This window comes from Kitasatospora sp. NPDC051702, assembly GCF_040681575.1.
In the GTDB taxonomy this organism is placed as follows: domain Bacteria; phylum Actinomycetota; class Actinomycetes; order Streptomycetales; family Streptomycetaceae; genus Kitasatospora.
Genome location: NZ_JBFAZB010000013.1, coordinates 39,647 through 52,631 on the forward strand (window position 1 = coordinate 39,647; position 12,985 = coordinate 52,631).

12 protein-coding genes are annotated in these 12,985 nt (G+C 74.9%); 4 read left to right on the forward strand and 8 right to left on the reverse strand.

Annotated elements, in window-relative coordinates; genetic code table 11:
• The first annotated feature begins 126 nt into the window (after nt 1-126).
• A complete protein-coding gene (locus tag AB0N04_RS14020; protein ID WP_360212806.1) occupies nt 127-390 on the forward strand; it encodes a hypothetical protein in 264 nt (87 codons plus the stop codon).
• Between the two features lie 77 nt (nt 391-467).
• On the opposite strand, the gene hemB is transcribed toward AB0N04_RS14020, so the two are convergent.
• The 7 genes from hemB to AB0N04_RS14055 all read right to left on the reverse strand — a co-directional run bounded on the left by hemB (nt 468) and on the right by AB0N04_RS14055 (nt 7,771).
• Nucleotides 468-1,448: a porphobilinogen synthase gene (gene hemB, locus AB0N04_RS14025; RefSeq protein WP_360212804.1), complete on the reverse strand. Its 981-nt coding sequence runs from the start codon at nt 1,446-1,448 to the stop codon at nt 468-470.
• Between the two features lie 64 nt (nt 1,449-1,512).
• On the reverse strand, nt 1,513-3,162 hold the full coding sequence (locus tag AB0N04_RS14030; RefSeq protein ID WP_360212802.1) for a bifunctional uroporphyrinogen-III C-methyltransferase/uroporphyrinogen-III synthase: 1,650 nt from the start codon (nt 3,160-3,162) through the stop codon (nt 1,513-1,515).
• A complete protein-coding gene (hemC, locus tag AB0N04_RS14035) occupies nt 3,159-4,169 on the reverse strand; it encodes a hydroxymethylbilane synthase (RefSeq protein WP_360212800.1) in 1,011 nt (336 codons plus the stop codon). The genes AB0N04_RS14030 and hemC overlap by 4 nt, the downstream gene beginning before the upstream one ends.
• Nucleotides 4,170-4,210: 41 nt before the next feature.
• Nucleotides 4,211-5,548, reverse strand: coding sequence for a glutamyl-tRNA reductase (locus tag AB0N04_RS14040; protein WP_360212798.1), 1,338 nt, complete (start codon nt 5,546-5,548; stop codon nt 4,211-4,213).
• 28 nt (nt 5,549-5,576) lie between these two features.
• Nucleotides 5,577-6,476, reverse strand: a complete 900-nt coding sequence (locus AB0N04_RS14045) for a redox-sensing transcriptional repressor Rex (RefSeq protein WP_360212796.1) — start codon at nt 6,474-6,476, stop codon at nt 5,577-5,579.
• Between the two features lie 101 nt (nt 6,477-6,577).
• Nucleotides 6,578-7,324: a 3'-5' exonuclease gene (locus AB0N04_RS14050; protein WP_360212794.1), complete on the reverse strand. Its 747-nt coding sequence runs from the start codon at nt 7,322-7,324 to the stop codon at nt 6,578-6,580.
• A gap of 162 nt (nt 7,325-7,486) precedes the next feature.
• A complete protein-coding gene (locus tag AB0N04_RS14055; RefSeq protein WP_360212792.1) occupies nt 7,487-7,771 on the reverse strand; it encodes a glutaredoxin family protein in 285 nt (94 codons plus the stop codon).
• Between the two features lie 142 nt (nt 7,772-7,913).
• Here AB0N04_RS14055 and AB0N04_RS14060 point away from each other — a divergent pair, with 142 nt between their 5' ends.
• The 3 genes from AB0N04_RS14060 to AB0N04_RS14070 all read left to right on the forward strand — a co-directional run bounded on the left by AB0N04_RS14060 (nt 7,914) and on the right by AB0N04_RS14070 (nt 11,888).
• On the forward strand, nt 7,914-8,903 hold the full coding sequence (locus tag AB0N04_RS14060; protein WP_360212790.1) for an HAD-IB family hydrolase: 990 nt from the start codon (nt 7,914-7,916) through the stop codon (nt 8,901-8,903).
• 618 nt (nt 8,904-9,521) lie between these two features.
• A complete protein-coding gene (locus tag AB0N04_RS14065; protein ID WP_360212815.1) occupies nt 9,522-10,295 on the forward strand; it encodes an ECF subfamily RNA polymerase sigma factor, BldN family in 774 nt (257 codons plus the stop codon).
• A gap of 276 nt (nt 10,296-10,571) precedes the next feature.
• Nucleotides 10,572-11,888 carry a DUF5667 domain-containing protein gene (locus tag AB0N04_RS14070; RefSeq protein ID WP_360212788.1) on the forward strand — a complete coding sequence of 439 codons (1,317 nt, stop codon included), beginning with the start codon at nt 10,572-10,574 and terminating at the stop codon, nt 11,886-11,888.
• Between the two features lie 86 nt (nt 11,889-11,974).
• On the opposite strand, the gene AB0N04_RS14075 is transcribed toward AB0N04_RS14070, so the two are convergent.
• The gene (locus tag AB0N04_RS14075) at nt 11,975-12,982 is read right to left on the reverse strand and encodes a lysophospholipid acyltransferase family protein (protein WP_360212786.1); all 1,008 of its coding nucleotides are present in this window, start codon (nt 12,980-12,982) and stop codon (nt 11,975-11,977) included.
• Between the last annotated feature and the right edge of the window lie 3 nt (nt 12,983-12,985).

Consider the following 12,985-nt stretch of genomic DNA (forward strand, 5'->3'; position numbering starts at 1 on the left):
GCCTCGTCCATCTCGGTGAGGTCCATGACCACCGGGATGCTCGCCCGGATGCCCCGACGACCGGATGTGATCACGTGTCAGAGGCAGGGCGCCCCCCGGGGGCGCTCCGACAGAGAGGCAGAACCCATGAAGAGCAAGCTGGCCAAGGCCGCGCTGACCGTCACCGCCGCGCTGGCGCTGGCGGGTGCCGCCACCCCGGCGTTCGCGCACGTCGGCCTGGCGGGCGGCGGCGAGTTCGCGGCCTCCGGCCACCACCCGTTCGTCGCCGGCGACTGGTGGGGCATCGCCCACACCTCGCACGTCGCCGCGGGCGGTGCGGGCTGGGGCGCCGCGACCTCCGAGGACGTCATCGGCGGCGAGGAAGGCTTCGCGCACGTCGGCGGCTGGTAGCAGACGGCGAAGGCCGGGTCCCTCCTGCGGGGAGGGGCCCGGCCTTCGGCGTGCCCGGCGCGATCCGGGACGGGACGTCAGTCCAGCAGCGCGGCGGCCTCGGCGGCCCAGTAGGTGAGGATCTGCTGGGCACCGGCCCGGCGGATCGAGGTGAGCGTCTCCATGATCATGCGCTCCCGGTCGATCCAGCCGTTCGCGGCGGCCGCCTCGACCATCGCGTACTCGCCGGACACCTGGTACGCGGCGACCGGCACCGGCGAGGCGTCGGCGACCTGGCGCAGGACGTCCAGGTAGGCCATGGCCGGCTTGACCATCACCAGGTCGGCGCCCTCGGCGAGGTCCTGCTCCAGCTCGCGCAGCGACTCGCGGGCGTTGGCCGGGTCCTGCTGGTAGGTCTTGCGGTCGCCCTTGAGCGAGGAGCCGACGGCCTCCCGGAACGGGCCGTAGAACGCCGAGGCGTACTTGGCCGTGTAGGCGAGGATGCCCACGTCCTGGTGCCCGGCCTCGTCCAGCGCCCGCCGGATCACCGCGATCTGGCCGTCCATCATGCCGGACGGGCCGACCAGGTGGACGCCGGCGTCCGCCTGCACCCGGGCCATCTCAGCGTAGCGCTCCAGGGTGGCGTCGTTGTCCACGCTGCCGTCGGCGGCCAGCACGCCGCAGTGGCCGTGGTCGGTGTACTCGTCCAGGCAGAGGTCCGACATGACCACCAGGGAGTCGCCGACCTCGGAGACCACGTCCCGGATGGCCTGCTGCAGGATGCCGTCCGGGTTGGTGCCCTCGCTGCCGGTCGCGTCCTGCACCTGCGGCACGCCGAACAGCATGAGGCCGCCCAGACCGGCCTCGGCCGCCTCGACCGCGGCCTTGCGCAGGGTGTCCCGGGTGTGCTGGACGACGCCCGGCATCGAGCTCACCGGGACGGGCTCGCGGACGCCCTCGCGGACGAACAGCGGCAGGATCAGCTCCGCCGGGTGCAGCCGGGTCTCGGCGACCAGCCGGCGCATCGCCGGGCTCTGCCGGAGCCGGCGCGGGCGAACGTACGGGAATTCAGCGGACACGGCTTCTCTCTCCGAACGGTTGTGCAGTGCCGGGGGCGGCGGATCACCACCCCCGGCCGGGGTGTCAGCGGGCCTTGCGGCGCGAACCCGGACGGCGCTCGCTGGGCCGGTAGACCGGCTCGCCGGCCGCCGTCGCGGTGTCCCGGCGCTTGGCCCCGAAGTCCGCCAGCGCCTGGGCCAGCGCGGCCGCCGACGGCGCCGGGGCCATCACGTCGACCCGCAGGCCGTGCTCCTCGGCGGTCTTGGCGGTGGCGGGGCCGATGCAGGCGATGACCGTCACGTTGTGCGGCTTGCCGGCGATGCCGACCAGGTTGCGGACGGTCGAGGAGGAGGTGAAGAGCACCGCGTCGAAGCCGCCGCCCTTGATCGCCTCGCGGGTCTCGGCCGGCGGCGGCGAGGCGCGCACCGTCCGGTACGCCGTCACGTCGTCGACCTCCCAGCCCAGCTCGACCAGGCCGGCCACCAGGGTCTCGGTGGCGATGTCGGCGCGCGGCAGCAGCACCCGGTCGATCGGGTCGAAGACCGGGTCGTACGGCGGCCAGTCCTCGAGCAGACCGGCGGCGGACTGCTCGCCGGAGGGCACCAGGTCCGGCTTCACACCGAAGTCCACCAGGGCCTGCGCGGTGGTCTCGCCGACGGCGGCGACCTTGATCCCGGCGAAGGCCCGGGCGTCCAGCCCGTACTCCTCGAACTTCTCCCGGACGGCGCGGACGGCGTTCACCGAGGTGAAGGCGATCCACTCGTAGCGGCCGGTGACCAGGCCCTTGATGGCCCGCTCCATCTGCTGCGGGGTGCGCGGCGGCTCGACCGCGATGGTCGGCACCTCCTGCGGCACCGCGCCGTAGGAGCGCAGCTGCTCGGAGAGGCCGGTCGCCTGCTCCTTGGTGCGCGGCACGAGCACGTTCCAGCCGAACAGCGGCTTGGTCTCGAACCACGAGTGCGAGGAACGGTGGACGACCTGCTCGCCCACCACGGCTATCACCGAGGTCGCCGGGTCCACCGGGGCGGAGACCGGCGAGGGCAGCACCCGGGCGGCCTTCAGGTCGGCCGCGATGGCGGACAGCGTGGAGGTGAAGGTCCGCTGGCGGGTGGTGGTGCCGGAGAGCGTGGCGCTCAGCGCCGACTCCGGCTTGCGGCCGTTGGCGACCAGTGCGTTGGCGGTGGCCGGGAGCTGGCCCAGGGTGGTGCGGACCACCAGGGTGGTCTCCGGCGCGCCCAGGTCCACCGGGCTGCCGGCCAGCAGCGCGGCGCCGTCCACGAAGCGCACGTCGGTGCCGGCCGCGCCGCGCAGCGGGACGCCCGCGTAGGCGGGGACGCCGACCGACTGGGCGACGCCCGGGACGACCTCGAAGGGGATCCCGTCGCCCGCGCAGCGGAGCATCTCCTCGGCGGCGCAGCCGTCCAGGCCCGGGTCGCCGTCGACGGTGCGGACCACGTGCTTGCCGGCCCGGACGGCCTCGGCGACCAGGCCGGTCAGGTCGAAGTCCGTGCCCTCGGCGGCCGGGGTGTGCACCTGCACACCGGCCGGACAGTGGGTGCGCACCGCGGCGGCGGTCAGCGGGTCGGCGACCAGGATGTCGGCCGAGGACAGCACCTCGACCGCGCGCAGGGTCAGCAGCCCCGGGTCCCCGGGGCCCGCGCCCAGGAAGGTGCACCGTCCGGCGGCGGACTGGCCGCCCGGGAACGGGGTGTCGGTGGCGGCGGTGGGGCTCATCGGGCTCGCTCCCCCATCAGGGTGGCCGCGCCCGCGTCGAGCAGCCGGGCGGCCAGCGCACGGCCGAGGGCCGTCGCGTGCTGCTCGGCGGTCTCGTCGAGGACGATCGGACCGTTGGCGGTCATCTTCAGCAGGGTGGCGCCGTCGGGGTCTCCGACCACGCCCTCCAGCCGCAGTTCGTTCGGCCGGACCCAGGTGGCCAGCGCGGCCACCGGGGCCGAGCAGCCGGCCTCAAGGGTGGCCAGCAGGGCGCGCTCGGCGGCCACGGCGACCCTCGTGGGGGCGTGGTCCAGGGCGGCGAGCGCGGCGGCCAGTCCGGTGTCGGCGGTGGTGCACTCGATCGCGAGCGCGCCCTGGCCGGGGGCCGGGATCATCAGGTCGGGGTCGAGGTGCTGGGAGATCTCGGCGCCGCGGCCGAGCCGGTTGAGGCCGGCCGTGGCCAGCACCACCGCGTCCAGCTCGCCGCCGGTCACGTAGCCGATCCGGGTGTCCACGTTGCCGCGGATCGCGACGGTCTCCAGCTGGGCGCCGCGGGCGGTGGCCCAGGCGTTCAGCTGGGCCATCCGGCGCGGGGAACCGGTGCCGATCCGGGCCGGGCGGCCGGCGCCGGCCAGCTTCTCGACCAGCTCGTCCAGGGTGAGCCCCTCGGCGGCGACCAGGGCGTCCCGGACGTCCTCGCGCTCGGGGACGGCGGCCAGCACCAGGCCCTCCGGCGCGGCGGTGGGCAGGTCCTTGAGCGAGTGCACGGCGAAGTCGATCCGGCCCTCCAGCAGCGCGTCCCGCAGCGCGGAGACGAACACGCCGGTGCCGCCGATCTGCGCCAGCGCCTCCCGGGAGGTGTCGCCGTAGGTGGTGATCTCCACCAGCTCGACGGGGCGCCCGGTGACCCGGGTGACCTCGCGGGCCACCATGCCCGACTGGGCCATGGCGAGCGCGCTGCGCCGGGTGCCGAGCCGCAGGGTCGCGGTGGCGGCCGGAGCCTGCTCCGTGATCGGTTGACCATTCATGAGGTGATCGTCCCGGTGGTACTCGTGGGATGGCTGACGGTTCATCTGGCGCCCCCGCCCGAGGGCTGGGGTCCGCCGACGGGGGTGCCCGACACGGCGTGCACGGCTGCCGGGTCGAGGTCGAAGAGCTCGCGCAGGGCGTCCGCGTAGGAGGCGCCCCCGGGCTCGGCGGCCAGCTGCTTCACCCGGACGGTCGGGGCGTGCAGCAGCTTGTCGACGACCCGGCGGACGGTCTGGGTGATCTCGGCGCGGGAGCGCTCGTCCAGGTCGGGCAGCCGGGAGTCCAGCCGGCCCAGCTCGGCGGCGACCACGTCGGAGGCCATCGAGCGCAGCGCGACGACGGTCGGCGCGATCCGGGCGGCCCGCTGGGCGGCGCCGAAGGCGGCCACCTCGTCGGCGACGATCCGGGTGACCTGGTCGACGTCGCCGGCGCCGGGGCTGGCGGCGTGCGCGTGGGAGAGGCTCTCCAGGTCGACCAGCAGGGCGCCGGGCAGCTCGTGCACGGCGTGGTCGACGTCGCGCGGCATGGCCAGGTCGAGCAGCGCGAGCGGCTCGCCGGACGTCCGGGCGGCGACCGCCGCGGCCACGTCCCCGGCCCGGATCACCACGCCGGCGGCGCCGGTGCAGGAGATCACCAGGTCGACGTCGGCCAGCGCCTCGGGCACCTTGGCGAGGTCCAGGGTGCGGGCCGCGCCGGGGCCGAGGATCTCCACCAGGCGCTCGGCGCGGGCCGGGGTCCGGTTGGCGATCAGCAGGTCGGTGACGCCGGCGCGGACCAGGGTGGCGGCGGCCAGCGAGCTCATCGAGCCCGCTCCGACCACCAGCGCCCGCTTGCCGGCGATCTCGCCGGCGCCCGCCGCGACCTGCTCCAGGCCGAAGGTGACCAGCGACTGGCCGGCCTTGTCGATGCCGGTCTCGCTGTGCGCCCGCTTGCCGACCCGCAGCGCCTGCTGGAACAGCTCGTTCAGGCCGCGGCCGGCGGTGTGCTCCTCCTGCGCCTTGGCCAGGGCGTCGCGCAGCTGACCGAGGATCTGGCCCTCGCCGACGACCATCGAGTCCAGGCCGCAGGCCACCGAGAAGAGGTGGTGGACGGCGCGGTCCTCGTAGTGGACGTACAGGTGGGAGGTCAGCTCCTCCAGGTCCACCCCGCTGTGGTGGGCGAGCAGCAGCGACAGCTCGGCGACGCCGGCGTGGAACTTGTCCACGTCCGCGTACAGCTCGATCCGGTTGCAGGTGTTGAGCAGCGCGGCCTCGCCGACCGTCGCGGTGGCGGCCGCGTCGTGCAGCAGCCGGGTCGGCACCTCGCCCGTCAGGGCGGCGCGCTCCAGCACGCCGACCGGCGCCGTGCGGTGGCTCAGTCCAACGACGAGAAGACTCATGCCCGCCCCCTGGTCCCACGGTTCTCGATCATGCGGGCATCACCGCGGAGCGATCTCCGTCGCCGCCCTTGGCGGACTTGCCCTTGCCCTGCTCGGGCTGCTCCTTGGCCGCGGACTCGGCGGTGCCGCGGCCCTTGCCGCTGCCGCCGGCCGCGCGGCGCAGCTTGGCGGCGGCCGCACGGACCGGGCCCGGGGCGCGGTCCAGCACCGACTCGGGCTGGTCGGGCTCCTCGCCGGCCTTGCGCTGCTCGTGGAAGGCCAGGATCTGCAGCTCGATGGAGAGGTCCACCTTGCGCACGTCCACGCCGTCCGGGACGGTCAGCACGGTCGGGGCGAAGTTGAGGATGCTGGTGACGCCGGCCTCGACGAGCCGGTCGCAGACCTGCTGGGCGGCGCCCGGCGGGGTGGTGATCACGCCGATCGAGACGTGCTGGCTCTCGACGATCGACTCCAGCTCGTCCATGTGCCGCACCGGCAGGCCGGCCGCGCTGCTGCCGACCACGTTGGGGTCGGCGTCCAGCAGGGCCGCCACCCGGAAGCCGCGGGAGGCGAAGCCGCCGTAGTTAGCGAGGGCGTGGCCGAGGTTCCCGATGCCGACGATGACGACCGGCCAGTCCTGGGTCAGGCCGAGCTCGCGGGAGATCTGGTAGACGAGGTACTCGACGTCGTAGCCGACGCCGCGGGTGCCGTAGGAGCCGAGGTAGGAGAAGTCCTTGCGCAGCTTGGCCGAGTTCACCCCGGCCGCGGCGGCCAGCTCCTCGGAGGAGACGGTCGGCACCGAGCGCTCGGACAGCGCGGTGAGCGCCCGCAGGTAGAGGGGCAGGCGGGCGACGGTCGCCTCCGGGATGCCCCGGGCACGCGAGGGTCGGCGCGCGGCGCCCTGCTCGGGCGTCTGCGAACTGCTCTGTGGTGATCGGCCGATTGCCACGGTGCTCCTGTGGGTGAAGCTGGGCTTAGGCAGCCAGGCTATGCGTTTGTGAACGTGTGCACAAAGATGGTGTCCGATTTGTCCCCGCACAGTGATGCGCATCACGCCGTCGACCCCATAGCACCGCGGTCCGACAGCACCACTGCCGGGGCAGGTACCCCGGGCAGCCACGGACCATACGGCGCCTCCCGCCGCATCAACGGGACGGGCGCCCCGGAGGGCCTGGAGCGGGCCCGGCCCAGCCTCGGCCACGGCACCCGCGCCGCCTCCCGCAGCGGGCCCGCCCAGTCGTCCGGCGGGCAGCCCGGCACCCCCGCGCAGTACCGCAGCAGCTCGGCCGTCACCCGGGCGTCGCCCAGCGCCGTGTGCGCCGGGTACCAGCCCAGGCCCGCCGCCTCCACGCAGGCCGCCAGGCCGTGGCCGCGGGCCTCCGGGAGGTGGGCGCCGGCCAGCCGCATCGTGCAGAGCAGGGGGACGGGCGGCAGCGGCACGCCGATCCGGGCGAACTCGCGCTCGAGGAAGGCGTGGTCGCAGCTCACGTGGTGGCCCACCAGGACCCGGCCGGCCAGCAGCTCCAGCAGCTGCGGGGCGATCTCCCGGAAGCGCGGGGCGCCCTCGACGTCCGCCTGGTGTATCCGGTGCACGTGGGTCGGCCCGACCGGGCCCAGCGGGTCGAGCAGGGTGGCGAACTCCGCCTCCGGGCGGAGCCCCTCGTCCAGCAGCACCACGGCGATCTCGACCACCCGGTGCCGCCACGGGCTGCGGCCGGTCGCCTCCACGTCCACCACGGCGAAGCCCCCCGCCCCCGACGGGGCTTCGGGCGTCCCAGGGGTCGGACCGGGAAGCATGACGGCACTCCTCGTGTGCTCAGCCCCCCTCGGGCGCAAACGCGTTCGATCGTAAGCCGACGAAGCGGCCCCGGCCCAAGCCGAACCGGGGTGTCTTTGGCAACGATTCGGCGAAGCGCCCCCGCCGAGTGGCGGGGGCGCGAAGGCGCCGCGGAGGGCCGGTCAGCCGCCGAGCGCGGCGCGCAGGCGGCGCTCGTCGACCCGCCAGAAGTCGTGCTGCCGCCCGTCGATCAGGGTGACCGGGATCTGCTCCCAGTAGCGCCGGTACAGCTCCTCGTCCTGCGTGATGTCCTTCTCCTCGAAGCTCGCGCCCAGCTCGCCCGCCACCCGGACGATCACCTCCCTGGCCTCGTCACACAGGTGGCAGCCGGGCTTGCCGACCAGGGTCACGGTGCGGTCGGCCGGCGAGGGCCGGGGGCTCTTGTCACGTCGCAGCAGTGGGCTCACCGGGCCATTGTGCGCCCGACCGGCCACCGCCCCGGCCCCGGCCGCCCGACCCCCGGGCCGGCCGGGGGCGCCGCCCGGTGTTCACCGCACGGGCACGCCGCCGTCACGGCCGCTCCTCGCCCGGCTGGCTATGCTCGATGACATGGCCGTGCTCCGAAGGCTCACCCAGGCGAGGCGTTCCCCCAGCGAGCGGACCGCCCTGGCGGGCGAGGCCGCCGCCGAGGCGGCGGAGGCCGCCCTGCGGGCCGAGCCGCAACCGGACGCCGGCACCGGGGGCCCCGCCGCGGAAGGCGCCGAGGACCGCCCCGGGAAGGCCCCCAAGGCGCCGGCCGGGAACCACACCCCCGAGCCGGACGACCCCCGGGCCGCCGCCTTCTTCGACTGCGACAACACCATCCTGCGCGGCGCCGCGATCTTCTACCTCGGCGTCGGCCTCTACCGCCGCGGCTTCCTCACCCGCCGGGACATCGCCCGGTTCGCCTGGCAGCAGGCCTGGTTCCGGCTGCACGGCGCCGAGGACCCGGACCACATCTCGGACGCCCAGCACACCGCCCTCGGCATCGTCGCGGGCAAGAGCACGGCCGACCTGGAGGTGCTCTGCGAGGAGGTCTTCGAGCAGGTCGTCGCCGACAAGATCTGGCCCGGCACCCGCGCCCTGGTGCAGATGCACCAGGACGCCGGCCAGCGGGTCTGGCTGGTCACCGCCGCCCCGCTGGAGGTCGCCAGGGTGATCGCCGGGCGGCTCGGCATGACCGGGGCCCTGGGCACCGTCGCCGAGGCCGAGGGCGGCCGCTACACCGGCCGCCTGGTCGGCGAGCTGCTGCACGGGCCCGCCAAGGCCGCCGCGGTGCGGGCGCTGGCCCGCCGCGAGCACCTGGACCTGGACCGCTGCGCCGCGTACAGCGACTCCGCCAACGACATCCCGATGCTCTCGCTGGTCGGCCACCCGTACGTGGTGAACCCGGACGGCGCGCTGCGCCGCCACGCCCGGGCGCAGGGCTGGCGGGTACGGGACTTCCGGACCGGCCGGAAGGCGGCCCGGGTGGGCCTGCCGGCGGCGGTCGCGGTCGGGGTGCTCGCCGGCGCGACGGCCGCCGCGGTGGCCCTGCACCGGCGCCGCAGCTGCGCCTGACGGCCGTTCCCGGGCGCTCCTCCGACCGCCTCCTCCCGCCTCCGACCACCCCCGGGCGGACCTCCCCCGTGCGGGCGACCAGCCGTCAACGGGGGCTCTGACCTGGACCCTCGTACGGGCGAACTGCCGCCCGCCACAGGGCTTTCCGGACGCCATGAGCGAACTTGCAAGCCGGTGACCGGTTCTGATCGTTCGCCAGGCCGGGAAAGTCGGGGGTTGCCGAGCGCCAAGACAGGGAAACCGCCCGCCGGACCACCGAATTGGTCACCCTGAGCGCCCGTTCGATCACGTTGAGCCGGATGGACGATGACAGCTTCGGTCAGTGTCAGCCGAATATGCGCGCCAAATGGATCCCAAGCGACCACTTCGACCACACGGTGTAGCTGTCATTGCACAAAGCGTTATTCTCTCCTGGATGCACGTCACCCACGCGCCCCGCTCGAACGGGCGGCGCGGGCGTGCTCTCCGCGCAGGCGGAGGTGATCCGTCCACAGTTCTGCCTCTGGGAGTCCCGTGTACCCACCCGTCCGGAACGACGCGCCTGCACCCTCCCGCCCGTCGTCCGCGCCCCTGCGTCCCCGCACCGGCCTCCGCGGTCGCCCCGCCACCGACCGGCAGATCTCCACCGGCCTGGACCTGCTGCGCAGCCTGCTCCGCAGCCAGCTCTCCGTCTCGCCCCAACTCGTGCCCGCCGGCGTTCCGTTCGGGCAGCCGCAGGCTGCCGGCCTGGCGCTGCGGACCACCGCCGCCGGCTCCACCGGCACCGGCTCGCGCGGCCGCAGCGGCACCGCCGGCGTCGGCCGCGGCCGCACCCGGACGGCACCCAGCCCCGGCTACGAGACCGAGCACAACCCGATCATGGAGCTGGTCGAGCGCGCCCAGGCCGGCGAGAGCGAGGCCTTCGGCCGGCTGTACGACCACTACGCGGACACCGTCTACCGCTACATCTACTACCGGGTCGGCAGCCGGGCCACCGCCGAGGACCTCACCAGCGAGACGTTTCTGCGGGCGCTGCGCCGGATCGGCACCTTCACCTGGCAGGGCCGGGACTTCGGCGCCTGGCTGGTGACCATCGCCCGGAACCTCGTCGCGGACCACTTCAAGTCCAGCCGGTTCCGGCTGGAGGTGACCACCGGCGAGATGCTCGACTCCAACGAGTGCGAGCGCAGCCCGGAGGAGTCGGTGCTGGAGTCGCTCTCCAACGCCGCCCTGCTGGAGGCGGTGCGCCGGCTCAACCCGCAGCAGCAGGAGTGCGTCACGCTCCGCTTCCTGCAGGGGCTCTCGGTGGCCGAGACCGCCCGGATCATGGGCAAGAACGAGGGCGCCATCAAGACCCTCCAGTACCGCGCCGTGCGAACCCTGGCCAGGCTGCTGCCGCCGGACGCGCGGTGAGGCGGCGGTGCCGGTGACCGCGGGCGGCATAGCGGAGGGCCGGCCCGCCGGCCCGTCACCATCCGTGCGCGACCGACACGTCCGGGTGAACGGTCGGTCCGATGATCAGCCGTGCGTAACCCACCGCCCGCACCACTCGTTGGCCAGCGTGCAAGCCCCCACCAGGCGTGCGGTCAAGCCGAATTGCGACCTGTCACCCGATGGAGTGGCTTTGGCCCGCCGAGGCAACCGTCCGGCAGGCCGGGGTGTCGACAACGACGAAGGGAGGTGTGGCCCGTGACGGCAAACGTGCTGGAGCACCGACGGGCGAAGGCCTTCGCCGAGGCGCTGGAGGCCCACCAGGCGGAGCTACGCGGAGCGGACGACGCCGAATCGGCCACCACCGCTGCCGGCGGCTCCGGTTCGGCCGCGACGGCCGAACTGGTCGGGCTGACCGACGTACTGGGAGCCCTGCCCGGACCGGCCCTGGACCGGGAGGTCCGGACCGTCCAACGCGCCCAGCTGATGGCCGCGTTCGAGCAGGCCTTCGCCGGCGGAGGGGGCGCGGCGGTGCCCCGCCAGCGCCGGCACCGGGCGATCCGGACGGCACCGCGCGGCCGCTGGAGCCGCCGGTTCGCGATCGGCGGACTGGTCGCCGGGCTCGCCGTCGGCAGCCTCGCCGGCGCCGCCGCGGCCAGCTCCAACGCCCTCCCCGGGGACACGCTGTACGGCATGAAGCGCGGCCTGGAAGGGCTGCGGCTCGACCTCGCGGACACCGACTCCGAGCGCGGCGAACTGCTGCTCGACAACGCCGCCACCCGGCTCGGCGAGGTCAGGACGCTGGTCGGCCACGGCGACCAGGGCAGCACCCTCAGCCCGGGCACCGTCGAGCGGGTCCGCCGCGCGCTGGACGACATGCACGCCGACGCCCTCAAGGGCCGCGAGCTGCTCCGCTCGGTCTACCGCAGCAACGGCTCGCTCGACCCGATGCGCGCCCTGGCCGGCTTCGCCCACGACGAGGACGGCCGCTGGGCCGAACTGGAGGGGCAGCTGCCGGTCCAGCTCACCCAGCAGGCCCACCTGGTGAGCCAGCTCTTCGACGACATAAGCGAGGACGTCGCGCCCCTGCGCCTGGTCCCGCCCGCCACCAAGAACGGCGGGAAGACCGGCACCGGAGCGGGCGGCGGCACGGCCGGACCGACCGGCGGCGCACCCGCCGACACCACGGCCGGCGACCCGGGCACCGCGCCCGACACCGGACCGGCCCAGAAGGGCGGCACCGGGGCGAGCGGCGGCGCGGGCCGCCCCGGCGGCACCGAGCGGGCCCCGGCCAGCAGCGGGGCCAGCACCCCCGGCGGCAGCGGCGCCAAGGGCGGCGGACTGCCCAGCACCCTGCCCACCAGTGCCCCGGACGCCGTCAACGGGCTCGTCGGAGACCTCACCAGCGGGCTCACCGGCGGCAAGCCCTCGCCCAGCGCCGACCCGGCCCCGCCGCAGGTTCCGCAGCCGCCCACCGGCACGCCCAGCGCCCCGGTCAGCGGCCAGCCCCAGGGCGTCGAGGTGCCCCCGCTGATCCCGGGCCTGCTGCCCGGGCTGCGGATCCTCGGCGGCTGACCGAACGGCGTCGAGGGCCCCGGCGATCCCCGCCGGGGCCCTCGGTCGTGCCGTCCGCGCCGTTCACCGGACCGCGGGCGGCGGGGTCAGAAGAACACCGAGCGGCGCTGCACCAGCAGCTTGTAGAGCGTGTGCTGGATGGTCTCGCGCACCTCGTCGGCCAGGTCGAAGACCAGCATCGGGTCGTCCGCCGCCTCCGGCGGGTACCCGTCGGTGGCGATCGGCTCGCCGAACCTGATGGTCCACTTGGTCGGCAGCGGCAGCACGCCCAGCGGCCCCAGCCACGGGAAGGTCGGGGTGATCGGCACGTACGGCAGGCCCAGCAGCCGGGCCAGCGTCTTCACGTTGCCGATCATCGGGTAGGTCTCCTCGGCCCCGACGATCGAGCAGGGCACGATCGGCACCCCGGCCCGCAGCGCCGAGGAGACGAACCCGCCGCGGCCGAACCGCTGCAGCTTGTACCGCTCGGCGAAGGGCTTGCCGATGCCCTTGAAGCCCTCCGGCCAGACCCCGACCACCTCGCCGCGCTCCAGCAGCGCCTGGGCGTCCTCGTTGCAGGCCAGCGTGTGGCCGGCCTTGCGGGCCAGCTCGTTGACGCCCGGCAGGACGAACACCAGGTCCGCGGCGAGCATCCGCAGGTGCCGGCGCTGCGGGTGGTGGTCGTGGATGGCGACCTGGGTCATCAGGGCGTCCAGCGGGATCGTCCCGGAGTGGTTGGCGACGATCAGCGCGCCGCCCTCCGCCGGGATGTTCTCGACGCCCTGGACGTCGATCCGGAAGTACTTCTCGGCCAGCGGACGCAGCAGTCCGAGCAGCACCTCCTCGGTGAGCTCCCGGTCGAAGCCGAACTCGTCCACCTCGTAGTCGCCGGTGATCCGGCGGCGCAGGAAGGCCAGCCGGTCCGCGGCCCGGCCCTCCCAGCCCTTGCCGAACAGCCGGGTGGCGGCCGGACCGAGCTGTCCGGACAGCGCCCCGCCGACCGCGTCGGCGAGGCGGTCGGCCAGCCCGGGCCCCTCGGGCGCGGTCCAGCTGGGGGCGGACTCGATCGGGATGACCCTCGCCTCGCCCGGCGCGTTCTCGGCTGCGGCACTCATCGC

Excerpts from the sequence above, each read along its gene's own strand:
- AB0N04_RS14040 (WP_360212798.1), bottom strand. The coding sequence starts at position 5,548 with ATGAGTCTTCTCGTCGTTGGACTGAGCCACCGCACGGCGCCGGTCGGC.
- hemC (WP_360212800.1), bottom strand. The coding sequence starts at position 4,169 with ATGAATGGTCAACCGATCACGGAGCAGGCTCCGGCCGCCACCGCGACC.
- AB0N04_RS14060 (WP_360212790.1), top strand. The coding sequence starts at position 7,914 with ATGGCCGTGCTCCGAAGGCTCACCCAGGCGAGGCGTTCCCCCAGCGAG.
- AB0N04_RS14075 (WP_360212786.1), bottom strand. The coding sequence starts at position 12,982 with ATGAGTGCCGCAGCCGAGAACGCGCCGGGCGAGGCGAGGGTCATCCCG.
- AB0N04_RS14030 (WP_360212802.1), bottom strand. The coding sequence starts at position 3,162 with ATGAGCCCCACCGCCGCCACCGACACCCCGTTCCCGGGCGGCCAGTCC.
- AB0N04_RS14050 (WP_360212794.1), bottom strand. The coding sequence starts at position 7,324 with ATGCTTCCCGGTCCGACCCCTGGGACGCCCGAAGCCCCGTCGGGGGCG.
- AB0N04_RS14020 (WP_360212806.1), top strand. The coding sequence starts at position 127 with ATGAAGAGCAAGCTGGCCAAGGCCGCGCTGACCGTCACCGCCGCGCTG.